Below are 26,108 nucleotides of genomic sequence, written 5' to 3' on the forward strand. Positions count from 1 at the left end.
ACGCCCCGTGGTACGGACTTCGAGCGAGTGTACGCCGAGCGTTAAGCGCTTGCATGAATGAACCCCTGTTTATCCGTATTAATACCTGGAGCGAATTCTTATGAAAATCTCAATGCATGGCGAATGTTGGCTTAATGTAATTATTGTATTAATCGTGTTTGATTGAGTGTTTGTTATTTGTAATGTTCATTTCGCGTCGGCGGAGGGAAACCCGGTCAATGTGACTGGCTGGTTTCGCGCGTCGGTAGAAGCAACATTCACGGGATTCAGATTGGCGCCGAAAAATGCGAGCGAGTAATGGCGGCCATGCCGCTCATCTATGCGTAAGGCGCATTAGTCGAGCAGAAAAATCAATTTGAATCATGGTGCGGCGCGGAATAAAATGGCAGCTATCTTGTTAATCTTGCTTGCATCGCCGCGCCATGTCATTCAAATCAATCACTTCAGAGCCGGTTCGCCGCGGGCCGCGTCCACTGCCGGTGCTGGCCGCCGTCATTTTGCTGACTGGCATTGGCGCCGGCCTCGGCGGTATGTTGCTCGCCTTGCTGCTGCACGCTATCCAGCATCTCGCCTACGGCTACAGCGCGACGCATCTCATCAGCAGCGAGAGTTTTCTGGAAGGTGTCGCCGATGCCGAGCCTGAGCGGCGTGTTGCTGTTCTGGCGCTGTGCGGACTGGTGGCCGGACTCGGCTGGTGGTTGCTGTATCGCTTCGGGCGGCCCCTCGTGAGCATTCGCCAGGCTGTCAAATCGGACGATCCGCGTATGCCCATGCTGAGCACGATCGTGCATGCGTTGCTGCAGATTGTGACGGTCGCGCTGGGCTCGCCGCTCGGGCGCGAAGTGGCGCCGCGCGAGATCGGATCGTTGCTGGCCGGATGGTTGTCGCATCGCGCGGGGTTATCGATCGAGCAGAGCCGGATCATGGTGGCGTGCGGTGCGGGCGCGGGTCTGGCCGCCGTCTACAATGTGCCGCTCGGCGGCGCGGTGTTCGTGCTCGAAGTTCTGTTGGGTACGTTTGGCTGGAAGGCCGTGGTGCCGGCCGTGGTGACATCCGCGGTGGCGGCGCTGGTCGCGCAGGCGGGTCTGGGCAACGAGCATCAGTACCTGGTGCCGTCGTTGACGGTGAGCACGTCGCTGCTGGTGTGGGCTGTGGTGTGCGGGCCGATCTTTGGTGTTGCGGCGTGGGGTTTTACGGAGATCACGAAGCGCGCGCGTGCGGATGCGCCGAAGGATTGGCGTTTGCCGGTGTTGTCGCTGTTGAACTTCGCGATCATCGGCGTGCTGGCAATGCATTTTCCGCAGTTGCTCGGCAATGGCAAAGGGCCTGCGGGACTGGCGTTCGACGGTGGCCTGACGATGAGTCTCGCGGCGATGCTGCTGGTGCTGAAGGTGGTGATTACCGCGAGCAGTCTGCGCGCGGGTGCGGAAGGCGGTCTATTGACCCCCGGGCTTGCCAATGGCGCGTTGCTGGCGATCGTACTGGGCGGGGCCTGGAGTCTGTTCTGGCCGGGGGCTTCGCTCGGCGCTTTTGCTGTGGTAGGTGCGACCGCGTTCCTGGCGGCATCGATGCAGATGCCGATTACGGCGGTTGTTCTCGTCTTCGAATTTACGCGGGTGAGCCACGATTTTCTGATCCCGGTTCTGTTCGCCGTCGGCGGCGCTGTGTTGAGTTTTCAGGGATGCGTGAAGTGGGTGCCGGCGCTGCAGTTTGGCTCTGGCTTCAATTGGAATGGCGCGGGCAAGGCTCGATAAACAGATCGCACGCACCATGTGCTGACTATCTGGACTGACTCTCGCGGCTGGCCGCTTAAATGCGCGGATCGAAATCGAACTCGAGTCTGATGCCGCCGGGTTCGTACACCATGGTGTGCCGCTTGGGTCCTTCACCCAGATTCTCCGGCGCGAACTCAGCCACCACGCCGGGCCATTGCGAAACGCGCGCAAAGATCGCGTTGAGCGCTTCTTCGCTGCCCACCCGTAACGCGAGGTGGTGCAGACCGACATTGGTCTTGCGGTCGAACTCAACCGGCCCGTCCGGGTTCGTCACCTGCCAGAGCGTCAGCATGATGTGGCCGTCGGATACAAAGGCCGCAGGGTAGTTGGGGCGCTCTCCAACCAGGCTCCAGCCCAGGCACTCGATGAAAAAGTCGCGCGTGACGTTCAGATTGCGAACCGTCAACCCGAGATGGTCGATTCCGCGCGTCAGAGCTTTGCCTTCCATTGTCGTTTCTCCTTTCAGAACTCAACGATGACGCCGCAGAACCACGGTTCGGCGAACGCCGCTATTTCAAGCCTCGCTGCTTGCGATATTCGTCAGTCGGTAGACCGCCCCAGCCCCAGTTCTCCGTTTCCACTTCCTGGATGACCACAAAGGTCGCTTCGAGCGGCTTGTTCAGCACGTCGAGCAGCAGGTAGCTGACGCCGCCGATGAGTTTAGCCTTTTCTTCCGCGGGACCGAGTCGACGCCGGGGCTCGTGCCCTCGCGGGTGACCTGGATTGTGACGATTGGCATGGTGTTCTCCTTTATCGTAAGTGACGAACCGGCCGCCTGCTAGCAGCGGCGCCCGGTCGCGTGGCTCCGATAGGGGGCTAATCCAGGCGCTTTGGCGTCGAGTTCGAATACCCGGCGTAGACAAACTGATGCCGCGGCGGAACAAATCAGGTGTGGTGGACGCGCACGCACACTTTTCCGGCGGATGCGCGAGTGCGCGGCGCCACGTGGATTGCTTGTCCGGTTGATTGACTTCGCCGGCGTACCGGTCGAGCTCAATCCGGGATCAATGTGCGATTGCCACCTTCTTCGCAACCGGCTGTGCGGTCTTCGCCGGTGCGGCCATCTCGTTCCTCTCGATGATCTTCGCGATCTCCGCATCGGCTTCCTGGCCGTACTGCGCAAACACATCGGTGCGATAGACCGTGTTCACCGCAGCGCCGAGCTGCGTGCCGGAATCGTCACGCGTGTCGGCCTCGACCTCCATCGACAGCCCAATGCGCAGCGGATGTGCCTCCAACTCCTTCTGGTCGAGCTCGATCCGCACCGGCAGGCGCTGCACGATCTTGATCCAGTTGCCGGTCGCGTTCTGCGCCGGCAACGTCGCGAACGCGCTGCCCGTTCCCGCCGAGAAACCGATCACCCGCCCGTGGTACTTGATGCTCGAACCGTAGACATCCGCGGTCATCGTGACCGGCTCACCGATGCGCATCCGGCGCAGCTGCACTTCCTTGAAGTTCGCATCGACCCAGACGCCGTCGAGCGGCACGATCGACATCAGCGGCGTGCCCGGCGCGACGCGCTGGCCAACTTGCACCGAGCGCTGCGCGACGTAGCCCGTCACCGGTGCCGGCAGCGTATTGCGCGCGTAGTCGAGGTAGGCGTCGCGGACCTTCGCGGCGGCGGCTTGCACGTTCGGATGCTGTTCGACCGACGTGCGGTCGGTCAGCGCACGGTTCGATTGCGCCTGCTGGCGCGCGGCGTCGAGCGATGCCTGAGCGGCGGCCACAGCGTCACGGGCGTGCGAAACGTCTTCCGCCGACACCGCGCCGGTGCTCTCCACCGCGACACGGCGCTTCAGATCGTCCTGCGCGCGGGCCAGATCCGACTCGCGCTGCGCGACGTTGGCCGCGTAGTAGTTGTTGTTCACGTAGAGCGTGCTCACCTGGCGCACGGCCTGGCCGAGCGCCGCCTCGGCGTTCAGCAGCGCGATCTTCGAGTCGGCCGGGTCCAGCGTGACGACCGGATCGCCGGCTTTCACGATCTGCGTGTCGTCCGAGTTGACCGCGTTGACCGTGCCGGTCACCTGCGGCGTGAGTTGCACGAGGTTGCCGTTGACGTACGCGTCGTCGGTCGACTCGTGATATTGCCCATACGTGACGTAGTACGCGCCATACGCAGCACTCGCGACCACGACGCCGATGCCCAGCAGCGTGAGCCACAGCTTGCGCTTGGACGAGGCGCCAGGCGGCGCGGCGTCCGGCAAGGTTGCGGCGGGGCGGTCGTGCGCACCGGTGCTGTTCGATTGTGCCGAGTCCGCACGCGTGCGGTCAGTTTTGATGGTATCGCTCATGTCTATTCACCAGAGAAGTTCGCGAACGTGCCGGTTCAACGCGCGGCGACGACGGAGTTGGAAGGCGCGGCTAGACCCGCACTGTGTATTGATTCGGATGACGTATCGATGTAACCGCCGCCGAGCGCCGAGGCGAGCGCGATCTGCTGGTCGCGCCGGTTCATCAGCAGATTGGCGACGGCCTGATCGGCCTGGAGCGCGTTCATGTCGGCATTGAGCACGGTCAGCTGATTCGTCAGCCCGCCCTTGTACTGCGTGATCGCCAGCCCGTCGGCCTCGCGTGCCGCCTGTTGCGCAGCTTGCGCATCGGCAAGCTGCGCGTCGCTCGAACGGATCTGCGCGAGTTGCGTCGCCACGGTGCTCAAGGCGGTGATCAGCGTCTGGTTGTAAGTCGCGACGGCGTCGTCGAAATCGGCGTAACGGCCCTTCAATTGCGCACGCAGCGCGCCCGCGTCGAAAATCGGCAGATGGATCGCCGGACCCGCGCTGGCCGTGCGGCTCGCCGCCGTCAGGAAGCGGCCAAAGCCGAACGCGTCCAGGCCGATCGCCGCGCTCAGATTGATGTCCGGGTAGAACTCGGCTTTCGCTTCTTTCACTTCGTGGGTGATCGCATCGACGCGCCAGCGGGCCGCTACGATGTCCGGGCGGCGGCTCACGAGGTCGGCGGGCAGGTTGTCCGGCAGGCGCACTTCGTCGCCGACGCCAAGCGCGGGCCGTGCGATCGCGAGCCCGCGGTCCGGACCTTCGCCCATGAGCGCGGCGAGCTGGTAGCGGGTCGTCAGGATGCTGCCGTCGAGCGCGGTGAGCGCCGAGCGGGCAGTCGCAAGATTCGCCTGCGCCGTCTTGCGTTCGACCTGGGTATCGAGCCCGGTCGCGATGCGGCCGGCCGTGATGCGGTCGATCTGTTGGCGGCGCTCGACTTCCTGCTGCGCGATATCGCGCAGCACGTAAAGCCGCGCAAGCTCGTTATAGGTGCGGGCGACCGAGGTCGTGAGCGTGAGTTTGACGACTTCCGCATTGGCCTCGCTGGCCTGCAACTGGGAGATCGCCGCCTTCAGCGCTTCACGATTCTTGCCCCACAGGTCTAGATCGTATGAAGCGGTCAACAGCCCGCTATTCTGGGTTTGCCAGCTGCCGGCGTAGGGCGGCGGCACCGCCGCCGTGGCACTGAATTGCTGGCGTGTCAGCGAGTAATCGGCGTCGACCCGGGGCAGGGTGCCGGCCTTCGCGGTTTCCGAATAGGCTTGCGCCGCCGCGATGCGGGCACGCGCCTGCGCAATCGTCGGGCTGCCGTTGAGCGCTTCATCGAGCAAGGCCTTCAGTTGAGTGTCGCCGAACTGGTCGGCCCAGTCGGCCGCCGGCCAGTGACCGCTTTCGGCCGGCAGGCTATGCGTCGACTCGAACTGTTGCGGCTGGGCCATCTCCTTGTCGCTATGAATGCCCGCATAGTTGGCGCACGCCGAGAGCACCGCCACGAGGATCGCCGACAGGCCCGCTTTGATCGCACGGACACCGCTGCCGGATCGAGTAATCTGCATTTTCATTTTCTGACCTGTCAGATTTATGGTTAAAAAAAAGGGAGCGCCGCGGCGCTCACTCTCCAATGAACTTGCCAAGCAGACGGCAGAGTTCTTCGAATTCCGCCTTGGTGAATTTCTTCAAGCGCGCATTCAACACGTCCGGCGCAATCTTCGGAATCTCGGCCGCGATCTCCCGGCCCTTCCTGGTCAGCACCAGGTTGACCACGCGGCGATCGTCCACGCTGCGTGAGCGTTCCAGCAGCCCCTTCGCTTCCAGCTTGTCCAGCATGCGTGTCATCAGGCCGGTGTCGATGGACAATACCTTTGAGAGCTCGAACGGCGTGGAGGCCAGGCCGCGCTGCATTGCGAGGATAACGCCCATGTGCGGGCCGGTAATGTCCAACTCCTCGAGAGCCGTGTCCATTTCCGAGGTGATCAGGTTGCGAGCCTTGTTCAGCAGGAATCCGACGCTGTGCGTCAGCGAGAAACCTTCCGGTGTGTAGTGCTTCATAGCGCGTCCTCGGTGTGTGTGACGTGAACAATAACTGCAAAGTCAGATTCGTGCAAGAGAATTTTTTGCGATTTTCTTTCCACTCGGGCAATGCTCCGCCCAGTCTGTGCTCAGTGACCGCCCGCGCCGGCTGCGTTCTTCGCACCGTCCTTGCTGGGCTTGGTAATCCAGATGAGCGGAATGATCAGAACAAAGATCACCGCCGACAGCCAGAACACATCGTTCAGGCCGAGCATCGACGCCTGCGCGCTCAATTGCGTTTCGAAAAAAGCCTGGGCTTTGAAGACACTCGCATGCAGCGTCGTCTGAATATTGGCGAGCGCATGCATATAGGCCGGGTTATTCACGCTGGTCTGCTCGGCGAGCTGCGCATGATGCTGGATCGTCCGGTCGTTCCAGATGGTGCTCATGAGCGAGGTGCCCGCCGCGCCGGCAAAGATCCGCGCGAAGTTCGACAGACCCGCCGCCGCCGGGATCTTCTCCGGGGGCAAGCCCGACAGGATGATCGCCGTGAGCGGCGTGAAGAACAGCGCCATCGGGATGCCCTGCAGCAGCGTCGGCAGAACGAGCGTGTACGCGTCGACGCCGGTGGTGTACCACGAGCGCATCAGGAACACGCCCGCAAAGCCGAGGAAGGCGAGCGTCACCAGCACCCGCATGTCCGATTTCGGCATGATCTTGCCCATCAGCGGCGCAAGCAGCACGGCGAAGATGCCGAGCGGCGCGGTCACGAGCCCCGCATCGACGGCCCGGTAGCCCAGGAACTGCTGAATCCACGTAGGCAGGATCACGAGGTTGGCGAAGAAGACCGCGTACGCGACGGATATCGCGACGGTGCCACCGAGGAAGTTGCGTCCAGTAAACAGGCGCAGGTCGACGATCGGCTTGGCCTCGGTCAGCTCCCAGATCACAAAGAACAGGAACGCGACCAGCGCGACGCTCGTGAGTGCCCAGATCACCGGCGAATTGAACCAGTCGAGATCCTTGCCCTTGTCGAGCATGATCTGCAGCGCGCCGACCCACACGATCAGCGAGATGAGCCCCACCTTGTCGACCGGCAGCTTGCGCGACGGCGTCTCGCGCTTGCGGTAGAGCGCCCAGATTACCGCGGCGGCGAACAGGCCGACGGGCACGTTGATGTAGAAGATCCACGACCAGTTGTAGTTGTCCGTGATCCAGCCGCCGAGCGCCGGCCCGGCGATCGGCCCGACTGTTGCGGTCATGGCCCACAGCGACAGCGCGCTCGAACTTTTTTCCCGCGGAAACGAGGAGAGCAGGAGCGATTGCGAGAGCGGCACCAACGGTCCCGCTACCGCGCCTTGCACGATGCGGGCCGCGAGCAGCATGGGCAGGTTCGGCGCGAGGCCGCATACCGCGGACGACACCACGAACAGCAGGATCGCGGCCACGAAAAGCTTCACCTGTCCGACCCGCTGCGTGAGCCAACCGGTCAGCGGAATCGACACCGCATTGGCCGCCGCAAACAGCGTGATCACCCACGTGCCTTCGTCGACCGACACACCCAGATCGCCGGAGAGCGTCGGGATCGCGACGTTGGCGATCGACGAGTCCAGCACGTTCATGAAGGTGGCGAGGGCCACGGCGAACGTGCCCAGTGCGAATTGCCAGCCAGTCAATGGCGCCGGCGCGCTCGCGGTGTTTGGCGGGTTCATGTTGCGTCCTTTAAGAGGCTTGACGGCCAGCTTTCCTTTAACCGTCGTCGAAGTGTCTGATATGTCAGATATCTGGTTAAAAAAAACGGCTCACTCATCCAGCAACTTGCTGAGGAGCTGGCATAAGGCCACGAATTCCGGCGGGCTAAACGCCGACAAACGCTGATTCAACACCGCCGGCACGATCTCCGCGATCCGGGCGGCAACCGTCCGGCCGGCTTCGGTCAAGGTCAGGTTGACCACCCGCCGGTCCGGACTGTTGCGATCCCGTTGCACCAGACCTTGCCTTTCCAGGCGGTCGACCACTCGTGTGACGAATCCCGCATTGACGCCCAGCAGCCTGGACAACCCGACCGACGAGCGCGCAATGCCGAGAGAAAGCAGCAACAACGCGCCGGCGTGCGAACTGCTGACGCCTATGTCCGCAAGCGCGACGTCCATTTCCGTGATGAACAGGTTGTGGGCTTTCCTCAGCGCAAAGCCGATGCGCTGGACCGGCAAAAAATTGTCTTCGCAGTAGTGGCTCATAGTTGATATTTCCGTTTCTGATGAGGACTATATCTGACATATCAGAGATTTGCAAAGTTTTTTCTGAAGCAGGTGCTACGGGCCGTATTCGACGGCGCTCGCGCTTGCGCTGGCCGTCCCGGCCCGATTTGTTGAGTTTGACGGGCCGGCTTCTCTCGAAGTGCTTTCGCTCTCGCTCGCGCCGGCCGGCTCAGGTAGATTCACGCGCCTCGGGTGCACCGAACCATCGCGACGCGGCCTGAGACGCCTCTGCAAGGTCAGGGGATGCTTCACCGGCCCAGGCGACGAAGCCATCAGCGCGCACGAGCACCGCGCTCAAGTCAAGACGATCCTTGGCGTCGCTTCCGACATACGTGATCCGGCTGCTCCAGCGGCTCGCCAGTGCCTGAAGCGATGGTCGAGTGTCAAAGTCCAGCAGTAAGCCTTTTCCCCTGGTGAGAAGCTCGCCGAGCTTCGTCCCGTCGAGCAACTCGAAATCGGGAGCGCTGCGGCCCACCAACGGGTGGCTATTGCCAAGGTCGTAGCGCAGAGCAGTACCCCAGACGCGCTCGGCGAAGTAGGTAGCGCCATCGCGCGTGTCGATGAGATCGCGGATGATGGCTTCGAGCGCGCGTGAACTCCGGCTTGGCCGCATGATCGCGACCTGGGCGCGCGACCAGTCAAGGACCCGCGCGCCTACCGGATGCCGTTCGCTCGTATAGCTGTCGAGCAGACCGGCCGGCGCGTCGCCACGGATGGTGGCGGCAAGCTTCCATGCAAGATTCATCGCATCGCCCAGACCAAGGTTGAGGCCCTGGCCGCCCAAGGGCGAATGGATGTGCGCGGCATCGCCTGCGAGCAGCACTCGCCCTTTGTGGTAAGTCGTCGCGTGATAGGCGCGATCTGTCCAGGTGGTGGCAAGCTGGAGGGCCGTCACGGTGACATCGGTGTTAGAGATATGGCGCAACACCGCCTGCACATGATCGAGCGTGATCGGCTCGGCGCGATGGGACGCGCCCCCGTCGAAATCCACCATCGCGATGGTTCCGGGCTTCTGGTAGGTGTACATGCCTGTTGCCGTGTAGTGGCGGCCCGGATTGAGCTTATCCGGATCAGCCATCTCGACTTGAACGGAATAGCCGGTGAACTCCGGGTCGGTGCCGACGAACTCAAAGCCGCCAGCCTTGCGCACTGTGCTGCGTCCGCCGTCGCAGCCGACGAGCCATCGTCCGCGAAAAATTTCATCGCCGGCGCGAACGGTCACGTCTTCCTCCGACTGGTCGAAGCCATCGACGCCGAGGCCGCGCCTGATCTCAACGCCCGACGCAATTGCGCGAGTGGCCAATACGGATTCGAGGTGCTCCATCTCGACCGCCATGCTGGTGCTGGCCGGACTGGGCAGGCGATACTGCCACTTTGAGGTGTCGATGTTGTCGTGGTAGAACTGGATGCCGGCGAAATGGCCGCCCGGGCGGCGCGGCTGTTGCATCCAATGTGCGGCATGCAACGCGCTCTTGCTGCCCGAGCCATCGTTCGCGCCTTGGGGTGTCGCGATCGCGTTCAGCAAGCCGCGACGGTAGAAGGCTTCGATGGTGGGGGCCGACAGGCCGCGCAATCCGAACGGAAGCCGCTTCAACGGAGAGCCCGGGTCCGCGGCTTGCTCCAGCATTAACACCGAGAGGCCTGCCAGGCGCAACTCACAGGCGAGAAACAGGCCCACGGGGCCGGCGCCGGCAATCACGACGTCATAGATCAAAGTGAAACTCCTTTAAGTGCCTTGACCGCTACCATGAATCTAAAATTAAACATGAGACGACTGCTCCTCGCTGCGTTCGCAGCCACCTCTTTCGTGACTGGGGTTCATGCGCAAAGCAACGCGTTCGGCCCGCTCGTCACGCCCTCGGGCAACCTGCAATTCGTGCGCGTCGATCACGATTTCGAGGGGATGCTCGACAAGCAGATTTTTGATCGCTTCGCCGCGAACACGCTTACGCATTTCGATGACGTCGGCAACGCAGGCGACACCGTCACGCGCACGCTCGTGCAGACGGATTCCGGTCCGGTGCTGTACGACTTTCGCCAGCATCCGCCACTTGTGCAGCGCTCGGGCAAGCGCATGACGGTCAAGCGCGTGTTCTGGCAAGGCGATGAAGTCGTGATGCAAAGCTCGCAGGGCTGGTTCCGATTAAACCGCGGCGTGCTGACGAAGCTGCAGTCGTCTAAGACTACGTACCATTGATTTCACGCGCACCTCGAACACACGCTCGCCGGCGATCTCATCACGTGCTGATTCGAGGATTCTCCGACATTATCGACCAGCCAAGACCCCGGACGTTCCGGATCAAGGATTGTCCGTATTTCTTGCGGATTGCATGGATTAATACGTCGACCGCGTTGCTTTCAATCTCTGCCCCAGAGCACCTGACCGAATGATCGGACAGAGTCAGGGTGGTGGGTAATCTTTCCATCGGAAATATTAAAAGGGATGCGTCATCACGCCAGTATATTTCCAGTGGACAAATTTATTCCTCAGATGGTTTGGCGGTATGGCTACACGGTACGCGTCGATGTTCATTCGACGCTTTTCTAGGCTCCAGACGCAGCGCCTCAGTGACGCGCAAATGCATTGATCGCACGCGCCAGCGCGACCGGGTATTGATACATCATCGCGTGTCCTGCGTGCTTAACCAGCAGAAGTTGGGCTCGGGGCAATAAGCGCGTGAGCGCTGCGGCATTCTCTTTGACGACGACAGCATCGTCGGCGCCCGACAGCACCAGCGTATCGATACGCACGGAGCGCAGTGCGTCGGGGACTTTATCGTCCGCTTCCCACGCTTTAAGCGCGGCGGTTTGGCCGTCCGTGACCACGCTGGAAATGGCGGGCGACTGGTAGTCGGACGGCTTGAACATGTCCCTGGTGAAACACCGCTCGGCGTCCTTCACGCGCGATGCCGGGAACAGAACGGCCATGACGTCGTTGAACGTGACGCCAGGCCCGCCCGCCAGTTTCGCCATGACGTTCGCAGGCACCGGGACGCCGGTTCGGCCTGGCGCCAAAGCGCTCATCAATACCATCTTGCCGATTGCCTGAGGCTTGTCGATCGCGAGTTGCTGGACGATCGAGCCGCCCATCGACCATCCGACCACCGTCGCGTGCTTCAACGCCAGCGTGTCGATCAATGCGGCGGTATCGCTTGCCATGTCGTGGATCGTGAAGCTCGACGAGTTGGGCATCGAACGCCCGATACCGCGGTTGTCGAAGACGATCACATCATGATGTTTCGCGAGTACGGCGAGGAACGTTGCGTCCCATTCGGACATCGTCGCGCGATAGCCGGTGACAAGCAGAAGCGGGCTGCCATGACCGAACCGGTAATAAGCGAGTGGACCGCGTGGAGTGTCCGCGATCTGTTCGCGATGACCTGCATAGAGCGAGGATGTAGCGAGCGGGGCCATGCACGCCGCTTCATGCGCATAGCTCGCGGTTCGCGCGTGAGTGACGGTGGATAGTGCGGCACACGTTAGGGTAATCGCGAGTGCTGCGGATCTTAGCGGCGTATTCACGGGGATACTCCTTGACTCGATGATAGTCGGCGTAACACGTCAAGTGTATTGATCGACTATGAGCGTCGAATGAGGAAGGACGCGGTCAGCCTGGATGCCGGCAAAGCCATGTTCACCTCTAGCTGGGCTAATAGAAGGAGGTGAGTCGGCTTCGGTGAATTAGCTGTGAATGAGGTTGCCCTAATTCTCACCTCATAAATGTGACAGATACTCTATTCCGGAAGCTCGCTTCAAATCCCAAACGATGCGCTCGCCTGCCGGACATCCTTCCGTTAAGTAATTCAACGTGAATTTTCGCCTATGCCAGGACTATCGAACGCGAGTTCCAAAACACGAGCTCAGCGCATATTATTCCTCCATTAAAGATAACAACGGTGCTTATGATGAATGGAAACGTATTGATTTCCGGTGCAGGCGTCACGGGTCTGGCACTCGCATACTGGCTGGATCGCGCGGGGTTTGCCACGACGCTGATCGAGCAGGCCCCGGCATTTCGCCGGGGCGGGCAAGCCGTTGACATTCGGGGCGTCGCGCTCAATGTCGTCGACGAGATGGGCTTGCTTGGGGACGCTCGTGCGTTGCGAACGCGTCTGAAGGGTATGTCGATGCTCGATGCCGACGGCAACGAGATAGAACGCACCGAAGAACGCACCTTCAGTGCTGGCCGGCTCGACAGCGACGACATCGAAATTTTCCGCGATGACCTGTGCGAGCTTCTAATGGGCGCGATGAGCAAACGCGTCGAATTCGTCTACAACGACAGCATCCGTGCGATCGCCGATCGGGGCAACGGCGTGGTGGCGACCTTCGCGAGCGGTGTGAACCGGAAATTCGATTTGTTGATCGGCGCGGATGGCGTCTACTCGAACGTCCGCAAACAGCGTTTCGACGATGAGTCCACGTTTGTTCACCCGCTGGGCGTCGTTCTCGCTCTTTTTTCGACGCCCAACCTGATCAATCTGATCGATTGGCAACTTGGCTACCGGAAGGAGGGCGTCGGCTACGTGATCTATCCAAGCCGCGACAAGCGCGAGCTCCGGATCGGCGTTGGTTTCGCCATCCCGGGATCGGCGGTGTCCCGCGGCGACACGGAAGCGCAAAAGCAGCTTGTGGCTGCGCAGTGCGCTCACCTGAAGGGCGAATTTCCCCGCTTCATCGACGCAATGAAGACGACCGATCAGTTCTATTACAACGAGCTCGCGCAGATCCGCATGCCGTCGTGGTCTAGAGGCCGTGTCGTGCTTGCCGGTGACGCAGCGCACTGCGCGTCCCCTTTCTCGGGTCAAGGCACGAGCCTCGGGCTCGTCGGTGCTTTCGTGCTGGCTTGCGAACTGGTTCGGCACTGGGATGATCCAAAGCAGGCGTTTGCCGCATACGAACACCGTATGCGGCCGTATGTGGATCTCAATCAGGCGCTCGTCGATCTCACTCGCGAGGGCCCGACTCCGGATCACTTAATGACCGAAGCCAAGAACGGTATCGACCTGAGCGACTTGTCGACCCGCTCACCTCCGGGCGCGGCCGATATTCCCTCGGCGTGATCATCCGATCAGGAATAGTCCTTGAAGGCCTTGGCTGTGGTCCAGTCGGGCCAGGTCAGTTCCCACAGGCGATGGATCTTCTCATCGACATACGTGGCGATCAGCACGACCTCGTATTCCACCGGATCTTCGTTGGGCCGCTGCGTCTTGATCCATACGCGCGCGGCAACGCGCGTCGCGCTTTCGATCCATGCCGCTTCGTCGTATCGGACTTCGTAGGTAATCGGTGTTGCGTAGACTCTTTCGTGACCCTTGGCGAACGACTCGTAGTCTTGCGTCTGGCCATTGGTTTCGAGCAGGAAGTCGGCATGGTAGTAGTGAGGGATCAGCGAAGCGTCCTTCTTGATGACCATGTCGCTGAACATGCTCTGCAGAAGTTTTCTGGTTGACGCAATAGATGTCATGGCGAATGAGCTGCAAAAAAGACGAAGTGGAAATAGAGAACGGCGATTACGTCCGGCGGCGCGGCGTGGTGCTCTCGTAAAAAGTGAACGGCTGATGGTTCATTTCGAGCATCCGCATGCGGTTCTCAAGGTCGACGAGATCGACCGATGCGCCACGGAACGTGTCGCGTTGACGGACTTGCGGCTTGGAGAGCAGCGAACTCAGTGTTCTTGCCAATTTCCCAAACATGATGTGCTCCTTTCTCTAGTGCTGCGCGCGGCGAACCAGCGCGTCTCAGTTCAGCGGCAGGCGGCGGCACGCAAAACCATTTATTGCCGCGTGCCCGGTCTCAGACGGTCGTCACCATCGCAAGCATCAGGTAGGGAAGCATTTCTTCATAAGTTGCCGCGCGGTCAGCGGTTTGTCTTTCATCGCCAGCGCCGGGTGTGGCGGATTGCGTTGCCATTTCACCGGCCAAAACCTGCTCGGTACCGTTGACGGCTGAACGTGCGGGTTGGTTGAAGAGCGAGAACATGATGGACTTCCTTTCGGTCAGGTTAGGCGAATCGTCGATTCGCATGACCTATGTTCGCCGAAGGAAATGAGGTGAGAATTAGCGCACGTCCATGTGCGGTCTTTCGGGGCGAATCGCTCGCCTCTGGCTTGGGTTTCTGTCACTTCCTGGCGGCTTGCCCGGCCTTAAGCTTGAGACCGGTGTCATGAATGAGCTGCATGTGCTCAATCGCGGCATCAACGAGTTCTTCGGTATCGCGTATCCCTTCAGCGGACGCGGCCAACGCCTTCAGACGACCGTCGATGAGCAACGATGCAAGGCCGTGGACATACGCCCAAGCCGCGGTCATCGCAATAGCCTGCGCGGCATCCAACCGGCCGAACGTCGCGGATTCGCCCCGTGTGGGTTTGGGCGGGTCGTCGAAGGCACCCATTAGCGCACGTGCGGATAACTGTCTTGCTTCGGCGAGCGACACCCGCGTGGGGTCGAGCATCTCGCTGCGAAACATCAGGCGAAGCAGGTCGGGGTTATCTACCGCGAAGCTGACGTAGCCACGTGCAATGGCGCGCAACGTCAAGCCGCCTATACCGTCACGTCGCAAGACGGCTTCGGCCGCCTCCAGCAGCGCGTGCGGAAGCGACCCGTGGTGATAGGGTCTGTCTTGCACGGGCTTGGCGATACTTTTTCTGGTTTTTTGTCTTTCGCGGCACAGAAGCCTTGCGGTCGGTAGATGGTTTATTTTTATCGGTCATGGTGCAGGGAGTGCCAGTCAGGTTAGCGAGTCTTATGTTTCCATGGGAAAGATTGCGATTAAAATTTCAGCATCGATCAAGTGCAATTCACCGGCCCTCCGCGTCGCCGATGCGGAGGCGGTATCCTGCCTGTATTGATCCCGATCATCTGAACGTTTCCTGACACTGAGGAGTTGCGCTACATGAACAGGCCACCACCACCACCACCCATTGAAATTGAAACTGCGCCGAATCCAGAGTTCGCCGTCATCCTGATGCACGGTCTCGGCGCCGACGCCAGCGACTTCGTGCCGCTTGTCCCCGAACTAGGTCTCACGGATGCGCCCGCTGTGCGCTTCGTGTTTCCCAATGCGCCGGAAATCGCCGTTACCGCAAACGATGGCTACGTGATGCGCGCGTGGTACGACATCCGGTCGTTTCAGGACGTTAATCGGCAAGTCGACGAAGCCGGTATCGAATCGTCCTGCGCGAGCGTGCGGGAATTGATCGAAGCGCAGAACCAGCGCGGCATTCCGACTTCGAACATCTTTCTCGCGGGTTTTTCGCAAGGCGCGGCGATGACCTATTCGGCGGGGCTGACGCACGCCGAGGCGCTTGCCGGCCTGATCGTGATGTCGGGCTATGTGCCGTCGCAGGGATTTGTGGACAGCCGGTTGAGTGCCGCAAACAGCAGCACGCCGATTTTTGCCGCGCATGGCATCCACGACGACGTGCTGCCGATCCAGCTAGGGGAGGCCGCGCGCGACTTTGCGATCGCGCGAGGTTGCAACGTCGACTGGAGTGCGTATCCGATGCCGCATTCGGTGTGCGAGGAGGAGATCGCGGCGTTGCGCGTATGGCTCGGCGCGCTCCTCACGGCTTCTTGCTGAATCGTCTGGCAGCGTCTATTCGTTGAGCACAAGGTGGTCCTGCGCAACCGGCGTACAAGTGGTGTCGCGATCAATGCCCGCGCGCGTTATCGGGCGTCGGCGGCCGGCGCCTTGGTCCAGCGTGTAGCGGCACGACGCGTCGAGCCGGGGCTGACGCTGCCGGAGACGGTCTGGATCGGCGTGCTGGAGTGGCGCCGGACCTCAGCGGCAACGTCTTCGGTCAGCCAGCCCCACCAGCCCGAATTCCGCTCGCCGAGAACAATCAGGTCGGCACCTGATGCGTCCGCGGCAGAGGCGATCGCCCGGCCCACCGAGTGACCCATTATCGGCAGTGTGATCATGCGGGTTTCGGCGGGATGCGAGTGGTCGTTCAGCACATCCGTCACTCGGGTGACGATTGCGTTTCCCTGTGCTTCCATCGCTTCGACGAGGAGCCCGACGTCATAGTCGACCGGCCCCATCAGCCAGGGCGTAGGCTCGACCACGTGCAATGCAAAAATGCGTGCATCGTATTTTCGGGCAATGTCGATGGCCGATTCCAATACCGTATCGACCGAGTTCGCACTAACCGCAACTAGAATCTTTGTGAACATTCTGGGTGCCTCCTGTGGTGGGACTGTGGAGCACGGCAGGCTATGCCGTTCGTGATCCGTGGCTACATCATCACGCGGCAGAATGAGCAATAAATTAGCGTGCGGTATGCGTCGAAAATGACGGGCGTCTTTGCTCTTTGGGAATGACGTCGAGGCGATGCGACGACGCTCGCGATTGCTGCGACCCGGAGAGCGAATACGCCCGTTCGAATCGGCGATTGACGAGCGTCTTCCGCTCAGGCGACCCGGCTTTCGGCCGGCGCCCTGTTTCAGGTCATCTTCCGATGAACGTGAGCGCGTCGATCATTGGCGTCTTCGACACATTGACCATTCCCTGAAATGGCGTGTCGAGATCGAGGACAACAAACACGGCAGTCGTGGCCGATAAGCCGCAAAGAAGAAATACGACGCACATGCTCCAGTTTCTTGGCGCGCTGAAACCGAATATGCCGAAAATGACGACCAGCCAGCCAACGAGGACCACGATTAAAGGAGTGGGAATCAAGCCCTTTCGATGTTCGAATGCGACCCATCGACCGGCGAATATGTCGTCCCAAAGTTCCACGGCATGGTCACGCAGTCTTTCCTGCGTGGAGCCGAGGGGCTGTAACGCGAAAATGCGTCCCTGGATGTCGTAGGTACTCTGGAGGATTTCTCGCGTTTCCGCCTCTGCGGTTGTTCCGGTTTTGTTGGAAAACAGGAAGGAGATCCATCGGCCATAGTCGTTCTTGATCTGAAGGCGCAGGCCGTCGGCCGATGGGCCGAACTGGGACAAGGTTCGGTCCAGCCGGATCATCGTGACAGCATTATGTTGGAGCGCAGTGTTGACCAGGTCGAGCGAGGACTTTCCGGACGAGATCAGCAGGCTAAGCACCAATGCCGACAGCGTCGCCACGAGACCAACGGCAATCCGCATCGCGGCAAGCGAGGCTTCCTCGAAATGGTGATCTGCCAGTCTTGAGCGCACATACGACCCCAGCGCCGCACTCGAAAGAATGAGCACGAACACGAAGGCAGAAAAGACATAGTGGTCCATACGGAAATGACCTCGTTCGTTCGCGCGGGTTAGGCGGTTCTTGTCGAACCACCGTGGCAGCCATGGTGCAGATGATATGGCTGGCGGCAAATGGGTCACTGTCCGGTGCCCTCGCGGCCGCGGCGGGGGACTCGCTCGCATGACGGAGTCCTTGTCTGCGTCACGGGAATCTGATTCTGGCAGTGAAGAATTAGCTGAGAATGATGGCGCAGGCCTGGTTGCAGCGAATGGCGATTGAACGGGTGCTCGAGGACATTAAGACTCACGCGCGCACTGGCAGGCATGGATATTGTCTGCGGGCTGCAGCCGGACCACACGCTAGCCACCGCGATCCACCCACGCGAGACCTTTAGAAAAACCGGAGTGTGCCGTTAACACGCGGTGGTCCGACAATACGTGGACCGGGATCGGAGTCGTCCGTCAATTGCTCGGTTCGGAGTCAACGAACGAATTGAGCCATGCTTCGGTCACGACTTCAGGATGCGCACGTCGTCTACGGGCAGACGGACACCTCTGGTCTCCTTCTGCCCGATCTGCTCGAACAGATCACCCCGTCGACGTGCCGTTCCACATCGGAGCAATCGTGAGCAGACAGAACGGTAGCCAAAGGCGGCGATACCTGTGGCGACGCAACGCAGGACCAGACCGCCTTGCGCAGACGTCGTTGAACGTGCCCTCCGCGCGGCGCACGGCAATCTTTGGACTCGTCCTCGTTCTGTTGAGCGTGCCGCTTCTGGCCTTCTGGGGAGCTTATGAAAGCCTGAGCGCCGGCTTCGCCGCGCAAGCGGCCAACGAAGCGGATAAAGCTTTCGAGGAAGCCCGTTATAACGTCGCATGGGAGGAATCGGCCGAACGCAAGTACTTCCTGGACCCGCGCCCGGAGGTTCTGCGCGAGCACAGTGAGGCCGGCCACGCACTTGACGCGTCGCTGAAGAAGGCGCTGGCACTTGAACCTGGCAGCAGCACGATGTTGCTCGGCCTGCTGGAGAAGCACGCGAAGTATCGATCGTTCGCAAAGCCGATGTTCAAGGCCGTCGATGATCACGACATTGCGAGAGCCAATGAGATCGATGAGGATTCGGCCGATCCGCTCTTCGACGATATCGAGCAAAAGGTCCTCGCAGCAGCGGCACGGCACCGCGACGATGCGACGATGCAACTCGACCGGCTCGTTGTCGTGCAACGGATCGTCTTGATATCGACCCCCGTAGTGCTGGCGATCGGCGTGGGGCTCGCGCTGCTGTTTCTTCAGATGCTGCGGCGTATTCGCAAGAAGGTAGACGCGGCGGCCCAGGACGCGCTGCGCACGAGCGAACAGAGGCTGCAGGCGCTTGTCGCCAACACGTCGGATGCGATACTCGTTTCCGACGTCAACGGGACGGTGACTTACGAGGCGCCGACGCGAAGACCGGACCCCTTGAACAACATGGGCCAACTCGTCGGCACCAGTCTGCTCGATCCGATCCATCCCACGGACCGTCCCACGCTGCAGGGCCTGTTCGAGACTGTGTCGTCGACGGCTCGATCCACGAAATCCATCGAAATCCGTACTCGAGGTGCGGGCGATGCGTGGCGCTATATTCAGCTTACCTTGACGAATCTGCTCGACGAGCCGGCTGTCGGCGCGATCGTGGCGACAGCGAGCGACACCACCGAAAGAAAGAACTTCGAAGAGCAACTCGCGCGCCGGGCGTTCTACGATACGCTCACCTCGTTACCGAATCGCGCGCTGCTGCTTGATCGTATTAGCCAGGCCGAAGCTCGCGCGTGTCAACGTAATGCGATGATCGGAGTCGTTTTCATCGACCTGGACAACTTCAAGCGGGTGAACGACAGTCTCGGACATCACGTCGGAGATCGGCTGCTGATCGCAGCGGCCAATCGCCTCGAAGGGTGCGTCCGCCCCTCCGACACCGTCGCGCGGTTAGGCGGAGACGAGTTCGTCATCCTGCTGGAACACCTGGGGAGTGAGGCAACGAGCGAAGGCATCCTGATCGCGGACAACATCCTTGCGCAGTTTGGTCAACCGTTCGATCTCGACAACAAACAGTACATCGTCAGCGCGAGCGTCGGGCTGGCATTCGCGCACGCTGGCGGCGGCCGCAGCGATGCTGACACGTTGTTGCGGGACGCCGATGTCGCCATGTACCGGGCCAAGAACGGCGGAAAGGGCCGCTATGTAGTTTTCGAAGAGAACATGCACGCGGAAGCAGTCAAAAAGCTGGAGATTGAAACGGACTTGCGTTACGCGATCGAGAATCGCGAACTACGCGTGTATTTTCAGCCCATCATGCAGCTTCAGGGGTCAGGGTTCCGTGAAATGGAAGCGCTCGTGAGGTGGCAGCACCCCACGCGAGGTTTGTTGCCGCCGGCCGAATTCATTGGGATTGCAGAAGAAAGCGGCCTGATCATTCCGCTCGGACGATACGTACTGGAAGAGGCTTGCCAGCAAGTCGCCCGCTGGCAGCGGGAATTCCCAACGGAGCCGCTACTGCAGATCAGCGTCAATCTTTCCCCTCGGCAGTTCGATGATCTCAACCTCGTTGCCGATGTGGCTGCAGCGCTGTCTAGTGCTCAAATCGGCGCTGCCTCGCTGAAACTGGAGGTCACGGAGGGGCTGATCATGCGGGATACGGCAAAGAGCATCGAGACGCTCCGAAAACTGAAGGATTTTGGAGTAACGATCGCAATCGATGACTTTGGCACAGGTTACTCATCGCTAAGTTATCTTCGCAAGCTGCCGCTGGATGTTCTGAAGATCGACCGATCCTTCGTTCAGGGCATCGGTACGAGTGCCGAGGACGATGCAATCGTTCGAGCCGTCATCTCGATGGCGCAGTCTCTTGGACTGTCAGTAACGGCCGAGGGGATTGAAACGAGCGAGCAGGCACGGCTCCTTCGGGAATGGTCCTGTCAAACTGGACAGGGTTATCTATTTTCACGACCTCTACCTGCGGAGGAGTTCACCGCTCTGTTTCGTACGCATTCTCCCGGTTCCAGCCGCGACCATTCGACGGGGGACCTCACCACGGAACTGCTCTGACCCATGCGAGGGTGTTGTCGGTTGAGCGGGTATCAGCCATGACCGAGCGGGAAGTCACTCAACTACTCCGTTCGCCGCGACCCGGACAGGCGCGAACGTCGACGACGCCAGGCAATGGGTGCCGCTGATCGACGCGATCCGCCGATTCGCGGATTGCGCGGCCGTCGCGGCGATCGTCGTCGGTCTGGTCATCACGGTTTTTTATCTTCGCTACATGTGACTCGCGCTGCAACGCGCGATCGAGTCGAACGCTCGCCGCTGACCATGCGGCGATGGCGACCACCGCGCCGGCAAAGCTTCTGCCGAACTGGTCCGGCCGGCTGTCTTCCGGCTGCGCCGTGATGCGCAGCGCCATCAGCCCGCCCGTTGCATCGTCAACGTATCCCAATTGCCAACGTCGGGCGGTTGGTCAGGTCCTTGGTCCCGCGAAAATGCTTGCATGCGCCATGTTGTCGCACTTGCGTCCGGCAAGGCGTCCCGCTTTTTTGATTCGTTGGTGCCTTTTTTTGAGTTGTGCATTATGCATTGTGCGTGATGCGCAGCTTTCAGGCGCCGCACTGGTCTATGAGGACCGCAGCGCCGAGGTCGGGAAGGAGGGTGGCCTTGCTGCATCACGCTTGCAATTGCATTTCTTCCAAGGATGTCCATGAGTTCACTCAACTTTTCTTCACCGCACCGGACGGAAGTCTCAGCGCCTGCGGCCGAGCCCAGTGAGCGCTTGCGGGTTTGCGAACTGAGCCATGCGTTCCAGAGCGCCGACGGCGACAGTGTGCCCATTTTCGATAAGCTGGATTTCAGCGTCGGCAATGGCGAAATCGCGTCGATCGTCGGGCGCAGCGGGGCCGGCAAGAGCACGCTTTTCAATCTCATTTCGGGGTTGCTCACGCCGCAATCCGGGTCCGTGGAAGTCGGCCGACGCGCCGATGGCAGCGCGGGGCGCATCGCCTACATGCTGCAAAAGGACTTGTTGCTGCCATGGCGCACGGTGCTGGAAAACGCGGTGCTGGGCATCGAGCTTTACCGCAAGGTTCGGCGCGAGGACATTGAGCGCGCGAAACAAATGCTGGCGCGTTACGGCCTCGATTCCTTCGCCGACGCGCATCCGCACGCGCTTTCGGGCGGCATGCGCCAGCGCGTAGCGCTCACCCGCACGCTGCTCGTCGAACCGACGCTCGTACTCCTCGATGAGCCGTTTTCGGCGCTCGACTACGAAACCCGCCTGACGCTGGAGGACGATGTCATGGACTTGCGCAAGCAAAACGGCACCAGCGTAATTCTCGTAACGCACGACATCGAGGAGGCAATCGCGATGAGCGACCGCGTCATTCTCCTTGGCGGACGCCCGGCGTGTATCGAGGACAACATCGACGTTCGACTCTCGACCTCGGGGCCCCGCACCGCGGTATCGGCGCGCGAAGCGCCCGAGTTCCGTGCCTACCACTCGCGCATCTGGAACGGATTGCGCGGGCACTCAATCCAGCACGCGGGAGCCTCGGCATGAGCGACGTCGCGATCTCACCAACGCTCACGCGCAAGCGTGCAGCAAGCGGCCGTTCCAAAACGCTTGGCACGACCGGCATTGTCGTCGCGATCGTCGTCGCGATTGTCGCTGCCTGGCAATTGGCGGTTACGCTTGGCTGGGTCAACGGCCGCCTTTTCGGCTCGCCCGAGGGAATCTACCGGGCTGCGGTGCTGGGCCTCTCGCCGCAGGGCACACTCGTCCCAGACACGCTGACGACGCTTTTCGAAACGCTGATGGGCCTCGTGTTCGGCAGCGGACTAGGTATCGGCCTCGGACTGTTGCTCTGGTTTGTGCCGAGGGTCTCTGGCGTGGCCGAAGGTCTGTCGGTCATTCTGAACAGCATTCCGAAGATTGCGCTCGGTCCGCTGATTGTCATCTGGTTCGGCTCGGACATGGCCTCGAAGGTCTGGCTGGCCGGCATCTCCACGTTCGCGGTCGCGATGATTTCCGCGTGCGCCGCGGCGCGCGAGGTGGATCAGGATCTGCTGAACCTGTTCCGCTCGTTCAACGCGAAGCCGAGCATGATCTTCAGCAAACTGATCGTACCTGGCGCACTGCCGTGGATCTTCTCGACGCTGCGCGTGAACATCGGCTTTGCGCTGATCGGCTCCGTGGTGGGCGAATACATCGCTTCGCAGGCGGGAGTGGGTCATGAAGTGTTCGTCGCTGGCTCTTTGTTTGACCTCAATACTGTGTGGCTGGGCATCATCGTTCTCACGTTGATGGCATCGATTCTGAGCTGGATTGTTCAATTTACGGAAGCTAAGGTGATTACATGGAAAAGAAAACGGTGAAGTTTCTGGGCACTTGCCTTGTGGCGGCGCTCGCCGCTTCCGGGGCCCGCATGGCGATTGCTGCCGAGCCGGTAGTCGTCTATCAGGCCTTTCAGTCGATTCAGTATCTGCCGCTTTACGTAGCGCTCGACAAAGGCCTGTTTGCCAAGAACGGTCTCACGGTGCAGAAAGTGACGGCCGGCGGCGGCGCAGCCGGAGTGGCTGCGGTGATCGGCGGTCACGCGGACTTCTCGCTGCAGGACCCGATGACGGCGATGCTTGCCAACCTCAAGGGCGCGTCGCTCGTCAATGTGGCGAACGTGGTCGCAGGCGTGCCCGTCTGGATCATCGCGCCGCCGGGCTCGCCGGTTAATAAGGTGTCCGATCTCGCCGGCAAGAGCGTGGCCACTGCGCTGCCGCCGACGACGAGTACCTATCTTCTGCAGCGCCTCGTCAGCGAGCAAAAGCTCGCCAACGTGAAGCTCGACACCGTGCAGATCGGCACGGAGCTCGCACCGGTCAGCGCGGGGCGCGACGAAGCGGCGGCGCTTTATGAGCCGCAGGTCGACACCGGGCTGTCAGAGGGCTACCGGGTCGTCTACGGGTTCCCCAAGGCCTATCCGGGCGGCTATGCGTTCTCCAGCATGGACACGCTCGCTGCCACGATCAAGGCCAAGCCGCAGATGGTCGCTGCGTTTGTGAAATCGATCGGCGAGGCCGAAGCGCTGATCCAGCACTCGCCCGATACGGCGAAGGCTGTTGCGCGGGCCGAGTTTCCGACGCTTGACCCGAAGGTGGTCGACAGCGCTGTACAGCGCATGATCGACCAGGCGATTTATGCAACGACGCCCGAGATTTCCGAGCAGGCGTTCCATAACGCGCTGGCCTTGCAGGAGTCCCTCGGCAACATCAAGCCGGGCAGCGTGACATACGCGGGCGCGGTGGACAATTCGTTTGCGGCGGCAGCAGCGCGCAAATAGGCACGGGGACGGGAGAGGGCGCTCGCGCAAAGCCGGCACCCGCTCGAATCGATCCGGATTCCTCGCGCAATTCGCGCAATCAACAGTAAAGCTATCACCAGAATGCAAAAACAATCGTTGCTGAATACCCTCGTTGCCGGCCGCGGTGACGCCGAAATTGCCCGCGCGCGGCTCTCGGCCGCAAAGGCGCGTGCTGACGAACTCGAGCCCTGGCTGCGCGCGTTCACCTCGCGAGCCGACACCTATGACGTGGATGCCGCGGTCAACGGACCGCTCGCCGGCCTGCCGGTCGGTATCAAGGATCTGATCGATACACGCGACATGCCGACCGCCTACGGGTCGCCGGTCTATCGCGGACACCAGCCGTCGGCGGACGCGCATATCGTCGAGTCCATCCGACGGGCGGGCGGCGTGATCTTCGGGAAGACGGTGACGACCGAGTTCGCCTGGCGTGAACCAGGGCCCACGGTCAATCCGTGGAACCGACTGCACACGCCGGGCGGCTCGTCGAGCGGCTCAGCGGCTGCCGTGGCCGCCGGCATAGTGCCGCTTGCACTCGGTACGCAGACCGTCGGCTCGGTCATCCGGCCGGCCGCCTATTGCGGAGTCGTCGGCTACAAGCCCAGTTTCGGCAAGGTATCCCGCGACGGCGTGCATCCGCTGTCCGGCTCGCTCGATCATGTCGGCTTTTTCGCGCAGACGGTGGAGGGAGCGGCGCTTGCGCATGCACTCTTCGTGGAGCACCGGCCGGACGTGTTGGCGAGCCTCGATGCATGGGCTGCATGGTTCCCGGCGAGTCCTCCAGCCCAGTTGGGCGTGTTACGCACGCCCTTCTGGGACCGGGTGCAGCCGGCACAGAAGGAGAACTTCGAGGCCTCGCTCGAGCGTCTGCGCGCCGCCGGCGCCACACTCGTCGAGCTTGAGTACGGCGCGGATATGCAGGCGATGGTCGACGCGGTGCAGATCATTGCGTGCGTCGAGGCGCAGCGCGCGATCGGCCCCACCGCCGCCAAACATCCTGAACTCGTCAGTGAGCACATGCATAGGCTGATCGCGGCGGGCGCGGCAACGCCTGCCACTGAGTACGAGGCTGCGATTGCGCTGCAGGCTCGGTTGCGTCGCGAATCGAAGCCGCTGCTCGCCGGATGCGACGCGCTCGTGACCCTGTCGGCGCCCGGTGAGGCACCCGCGGGACTCTCGGACACAGGCGACGGGATCTTCTGCGCACCATGGAGCTTGACAGGCAGCCCAGCGGTGACTGTGCCGTCGGGCCGCACCGCAAATGGCTTGCCGCTTGCGTTCCAGGTGGTCGGCGAGTTCGGCGCGGATCTGCGCACGCTGCAGATCGCGGCCTGGGTCGAAAGCCAGCTGCAGGCGCAATGGCCAGCCTCGTCTGTATCGGCTGGTTATCCCGAAGTGGCATCCGCCTGACGGGCCGCGAGCGCGCCAGTGTCGGTTATAGTGCGGGGCATCTACTAACACGGCGACGCGGCACAAGGAGGATACGTTGAGCAGGCCCTATAGAACCATCCAGGAATACGTCCTCGGAACATTGAGGGCGGAGATCCTGAAGGGCGTGTATCCGCCGAATACGCGTCTCAGGCAGGAAGAGGTGGCCAGGCGCCTGGACGTCAGCACGACGCCTGTGCGCGAGGCGTTTCGCGATCTGCGTGCCGAGGGGCTGGTGTCGATCGACCCGAACCGGGGCGTCGTCATACGCGGCCTCACTGCGGAAGACGTGAGCGAGATTTACGAACTGCGCATGCTGCTCGAGCCCATGCTCGCGGAGCGGGCTTGCCGGCAGCTCGCATCCGCCGATCTCGCGGCGGCCACTGTGTGCCACGCAACCATGAGCGCGACTCCGTCGTCCGAAAAATGGGCATTGCTCAACGTGGAATTCCACCGGCACCTGATCCGGAGTCAGGAGAAAACACGCCTGTTCGAGATCGTCGAAAGCCTCTCGGGTGTCGCGCGTCCCTATGTGTCGCTGGCGATGCACGTCAAGCAAGACCTCATGGAGAGTAACAATCGCGAGCACGCGCAACTGCTGGACGCCTTCCGGGCCGGCGATGCGCTGTTCGTGCGCGAGCAGAGCCGGATACACCTCGAAAACACGCGCAACGCGATCGTCGCCTGTGTCGCCCAGGGGGTGCCGACCGAGGTCGCCCACGGCTAGAGCGACCCAGGCGGCGCGCCTGTCGTCCTCTCGTATGAGGGCGCAGGTGAGCCAACCGGTTGGCGGCAGCGCGTAGGCATTCCT

Annotated in this window: 25 protein-coding genes and 2 pseudogenes; 10 read left to right on the forward strand and 17 right to left on the reverse strand. The window is 61.5% G+C overall.

What is annotated here, in order from left to right; genetic code table 11:
• Positions 1 to 422: 422 nt before the first annotated feature.
• Positions 423 to 1,754, forward strand: a complete 1,332-nt coding sequence (locus tag PQR53_RS09655) for a chloride channel protein (RefSeq protein ID WP_408452655.1) — start codon at positions 423 to 425, stop codon at positions 1,752 to 1,754.
• 55 nt (positions 1,755 to 1,809) lie between these two features.
• On the opposite strand, the gene PQR53_RS09660 is transcribed toward PQR53_RS09655, so the two are convergent.
• The 8 genes and pseudogenes from PQR53_RS09660 to PQR53_RS09695 all read right to left on the reverse strand — a co-directional run bounded on the left by PQR53_RS09660 (position 1,810) and on the right by PQR53_RS09695 (position 10,033).
• Positions 1,810 to 2,223, reverse strand: a complete 414-nt coding sequence (locus tag PQR53_RS09660; protein WP_408452657.1) for a VOC family protein — start codon at positions 2,221 to 2,223, stop codon at positions 1,810 to 1,812.
• 61 nt (positions 2,224 to 2,284) lie between these two features.
• Positions 2,285 to 2,514: pseudogene (locus PQR53_RS09665) on the reverse strand (tautomerase family protein).
• Between the two features lie 265 nt (positions 2,515 to 2,779).
• Entirely contained in the window at positions 2,780 to 4,066 is a 1,287-nt protein-coding gene (locus PQR53_RS09670; protein WP_408452658.1) for an HlyD family secretion protein, read from the reverse strand.
• A 35-nt stretch (positions 4,067 to 4,101) separates the two neighbouring features.
• Complete coding sequence (locus PQR53_RS09675; protein ID WP_408452660.1) at positions 4,102 to 5,610, reverse strand: efflux transporter outer membrane subunit; 1,509 nt, start codon at positions 5,608 to 5,610, stop codon at positions 4,102 to 4,104.
• 49 nt (positions 5,611 to 5,659) lie between these two features.
• The gene (locus PQR53_RS09680) at positions 5,660 to 6,097 is read right to left on the reverse strand and encodes a MarR family winged helix-turn-helix transcriptional regulator (protein WP_408452661.1); all 438 of its coding nucleotides are present in this window, start codon (positions 6,095 to 6,097) and stop codon (positions 5,660 to 5,662) included.
• Positions 6,098 to 6,207: 110 nt separating this feature from the next.
• Positions 6,208 to 7,770, reverse strand: coding sequence for a DHA2 family efflux MFS transporter permease subunit (locus PQR53_RS09685; RefSeq protein WP_408452663.1), 1,563 nt, complete (start codon positions 7,768 to 7,770; stop codon positions 6,208 to 6,210).
• A 90-nt stretch (positions 7,771 to 7,860) separates the two neighbouring features.
• Positions 7,861 to 8,298 carry a MarR family winged helix-turn-helix transcriptional regulator gene (locus tag PQR53_RS09690; protein ID WP_408452665.1) on the reverse strand — a complete coding sequence of 146 codons (438 nt, stop codon included), beginning with the start codon at positions 8,296 to 8,298 and terminating at the stop codon, positions 7,861 to 7,863.
• Positions 8,299 to 8,488: 190 nt separating this feature from the next.
• Positions 8,489 to 10,033: an FAD-dependent monooxygenase gene (locus PQR53_RS09695; protein WP_408452667.1), complete on the reverse strand. Its 1,545-nt coding sequence runs from the start codon at positions 10,031 to 10,033 to the stop codon at positions 8,489 to 8,491.
• 51 nt (positions 10,034 to 10,084) lie between these two features.
• On the opposite strand from PQR53_RS09695, the gene PQR53_RS09700 reads away from it, so the two are divergent.
• Positions 10,085 to 10,516, forward strand: a complete 432-nt coding sequence (locus PQR53_RS09700) for a hypothetical protein (protein ID WP_408452669.1) — start codon at positions 10,085 to 10,087, stop codon at positions 10,514 to 10,516.
• Positions 10,517 to 10,556: 40 nt separating this feature from the next.
• Here PQR53_RS09700 and PQR53_RS09705 read toward each other — a convergent pair.
• Together PQR53_RS09705 and PQR53_RS09710 are read right to left on the reverse strand one after the other, a co-directional pair.
• A pseudogene (locus PQR53_RS09705) lies at positions 10,557 to 10,691 on the reverse strand (DNA-binding response regulator); the annotation flags it as partial.
• Positions 10,692 to 10,884: 193 nt separating this feature from the next.
• Positions 10,885 to 11,841, reverse strand: a complete 957-nt coding sequence (locus PQR53_RS09710; RefSeq protein ID WP_408452670.1) for an alpha/beta fold hydrolase — start codon at positions 11,839 to 11,841, stop codon at positions 10,885 to 10,887.
• A 398-nt stretch (positions 11,842 to 12,239) separates the two neighbouring features.
• Between PQR53_RS09710 and PQR53_RS09715 the strand changes: the two genes are divergently transcribed.
• The gene (locus PQR53_RS09715; RefSeq protein ID WP_408452672.1) at positions 12,240 to 13,382 is read left to right on the forward strand and encodes an FAD-dependent monooxygenase; all 1,143 of its coding nucleotides are present in this window, start codon (positions 12,240 to 12,242) and stop codon (positions 13,380 to 13,382) included.
• 8 nt (positions 13,383 to 13,390) lie between these two features.
• Here PQR53_RS09715 and PQR53_RS09720 read toward each other — a convergent pair whose 3' ends face one another.
• The 4 genes from PQR53_RS09720 to PQR53_RS09735 all read right to left on the reverse strand — a co-directional run bounded on the left by PQR53_RS09720 (position 13,391) and on the right by PQR53_RS09735 (position 14,851).
• Positions 13,391 to 13,747 (reverse strand): hypothetical protein, encoded by a 357-nt coding sequence (locus PQR53_RS09720; protein WP_408452674.1) that lies wholly within the window; start codon positions 13,745 to 13,747, stop codon positions 13,391 to 13,393.
• A gap of 85 nt (positions 13,748 to 13,832) precedes the next feature.
• Entirely contained in the window at positions 13,833 to 14,015 is a 183-nt protein-coding gene (locus PQR53_RS09725) for a DUF3563 family protein (RefSeq protein ID WP_408452676.1), read from the reverse strand.
• Between the two features lie 100 nt (positions 14,016 to 14,115).
• Positions 14,116 to 14,346, reverse strand: coding sequence for a hypothetical protein (locus tag PQR53_RS09730; protein WP_408452677.1), 231 nt, complete (start codon positions 14,344 to 14,346; stop codon positions 14,116 to 14,118).
• Positions 14,347 to 14,440: 94 nt separating this feature from the next.
• On the reverse strand, positions 14,441 to 14,851 hold the full coding sequence (locus PQR53_RS09735; RefSeq protein ID WP_408452679.1) for a TetR-like C-terminal domain-containing protein: 411 nt from the start codon (positions 14,849 to 14,851) through the stop codon (positions 14,441 to 14,443).
• A gap of 363 nt (positions 14,852 to 15,214) precedes the next feature.
• Between PQR53_RS09735 and PQR53_RS09740 the strand changes: the two genes are divergently transcribed.
• On the forward strand, positions 15,215 to 15,901 hold the full coding sequence (locus tag PQR53_RS09740; protein WP_408452680.1) for an alpha/beta hydrolase: 687 nt from the start codon (positions 15,215 to 15,217) through the stop codon (positions 15,899 to 15,901).
• Positions 15,902 to 15,987: 86 nt separating this feature from the next.
• On the opposite strand, the gene PQR53_RS09745 is transcribed toward PQR53_RS09740, so the two are convergent.
• Both PQR53_RS09745 and PQR53_RS09750 read right to left on the reverse strand, forming a co-directional pair.
• Complete coding sequence (locus PQR53_RS09745; RefSeq protein ID WP_408452682.1) at positions 15,988 to 16,494, reverse strand: universal stress protein; 507 nt, start codon at positions 16,492 to 16,494, stop codon at positions 15,988 to 15,990.
• A gap of 274 nt (positions 16,495 to 16,768) precedes the next feature.
• Positions 16,769 to 17,530: a bestrophin-like domain gene (locus PQR53_RS09750; RefSeq protein ID WP_408452684.1), complete on the reverse strand. Its 762-nt coding sequence runs from the start codon at positions 17,528 to 17,530 to the stop codon at positions 16,769 to 16,771.
• Between the two features lie 670 nt (positions 17,531 to 18,200).
• Here PQR53_RS09750 and PQR53_RS09755 point away from each other — a divergent pair.
• Positions 18,201 to 20,573 carry a putative bifunctional diguanylate cyclase/phosphodiesterase gene (locus PQR53_RS09755; RefSeq protein WP_408452837.1) on the forward strand — a complete coding sequence of 791 codons (2,373 nt, stop codon included), beginning with the start codon at positions 18,201 to 18,203 and terminating at the stop codon, positions 20,571 to 20,573.
• Between the two features lie 58 nt (positions 20,574 to 20,631).
• Here the strand turns inward: PQR53_RS09755 and PQR53_RS09760 are convergent, their stop codons facing one another.
• Positions 20,632 to 20,961: a hypothetical protein gene (locus PQR53_RS09760; RefSeq protein ID WP_408452685.1), complete on the reverse strand. Its 330-nt coding sequence runs from the start codon at positions 20,959 to 20,961 to the stop codon at positions 20,632 to 20,634.
• A gap of 258 nt (positions 20,962 to 21,219) precedes the next feature.
• Between PQR53_RS09760 and PQR53_RS09765 the strand changes: the two genes are divergently transcribed.
• The 5 genes from PQR53_RS09765 to PQR53_RS09785 all read left to right on the forward strand — a co-directional run bounded on the left by PQR53_RS09765 (position 21,220) and on the right by PQR53_RS09785 (position 26,024).
• The gene (locus PQR53_RS09765) at positions 21,220 to 22,074 is read left to right on the forward strand and encodes an ABC transporter ATP-binding protein (RefSeq protein WP_408452686.1); all 855 of its coding nucleotides are present in this window, start codon (positions 21,220 to 21,222) and stop codon (positions 22,072 to 22,074) included.
• The gene (locus PQR53_RS09770) at positions 22,071 to 22,889 is read left to right on the forward strand and encodes an ABC transporter permease (RefSeq protein WP_408452688.1); all 819 of its coding nucleotides are present in this window, start codon (positions 22,071 to 22,073) and stop codon (positions 22,887 to 22,889) included. The genes PQR53_RS09765 and PQR53_RS09770 overlap by 4 nt, the downstream gene beginning before the upstream one ends.
• The gene (locus tag PQR53_RS09775; protein WP_408452689.1) at positions 22,871 to 23,848 is read left to right on the forward strand and encodes an ABC transporter substrate-binding protein; all 978 of its coding nucleotides are present in this window, start codon (positions 22,871 to 22,873) and stop codon (positions 23,846 to 23,848) included. The genes PQR53_RS09770 and PQR53_RS09775 overlap by 19 nt, the downstream gene beginning before the upstream one ends.
• A 102-nt stretch (positions 23,849 to 23,950) precedes the next feature.
• Positions 23,951 to 25,279 carry an amidase gene (locus PQR53_RS09780; protein ID WP_408452691.1) on the forward strand — a complete coding sequence of 443 codons (1,329 nt, stop codon included), beginning with the start codon at positions 23,951 to 23,953 and terminating at the stop codon, positions 25,277 to 25,279.
• Between the two features lie 76 nt (positions 25,280 to 25,355).
• Positions 25,356 to 26,024, forward strand: a complete 669-nt coding sequence (locus PQR53_RS09785) for a GntR family transcriptional regulator (protein ID WP_408452693.1) — start codon at positions 25,356 to 25,358, stop codon at positions 26,022 to 26,024.
• Positions 26,025 to 26,108 lie beyond the last annotated feature (84 nt).

It is taken from the genome of Paraburkholderia fungorum (genome assembly GCF_046027605.1).
GTDB classification, from domain to species: Bacteria; Pseudomonadota; Gammaproteobacteria; order Burkholderiales; family Burkholderiaceae; genus Paraburkholderia; species Paraburkholderia fungorum_F.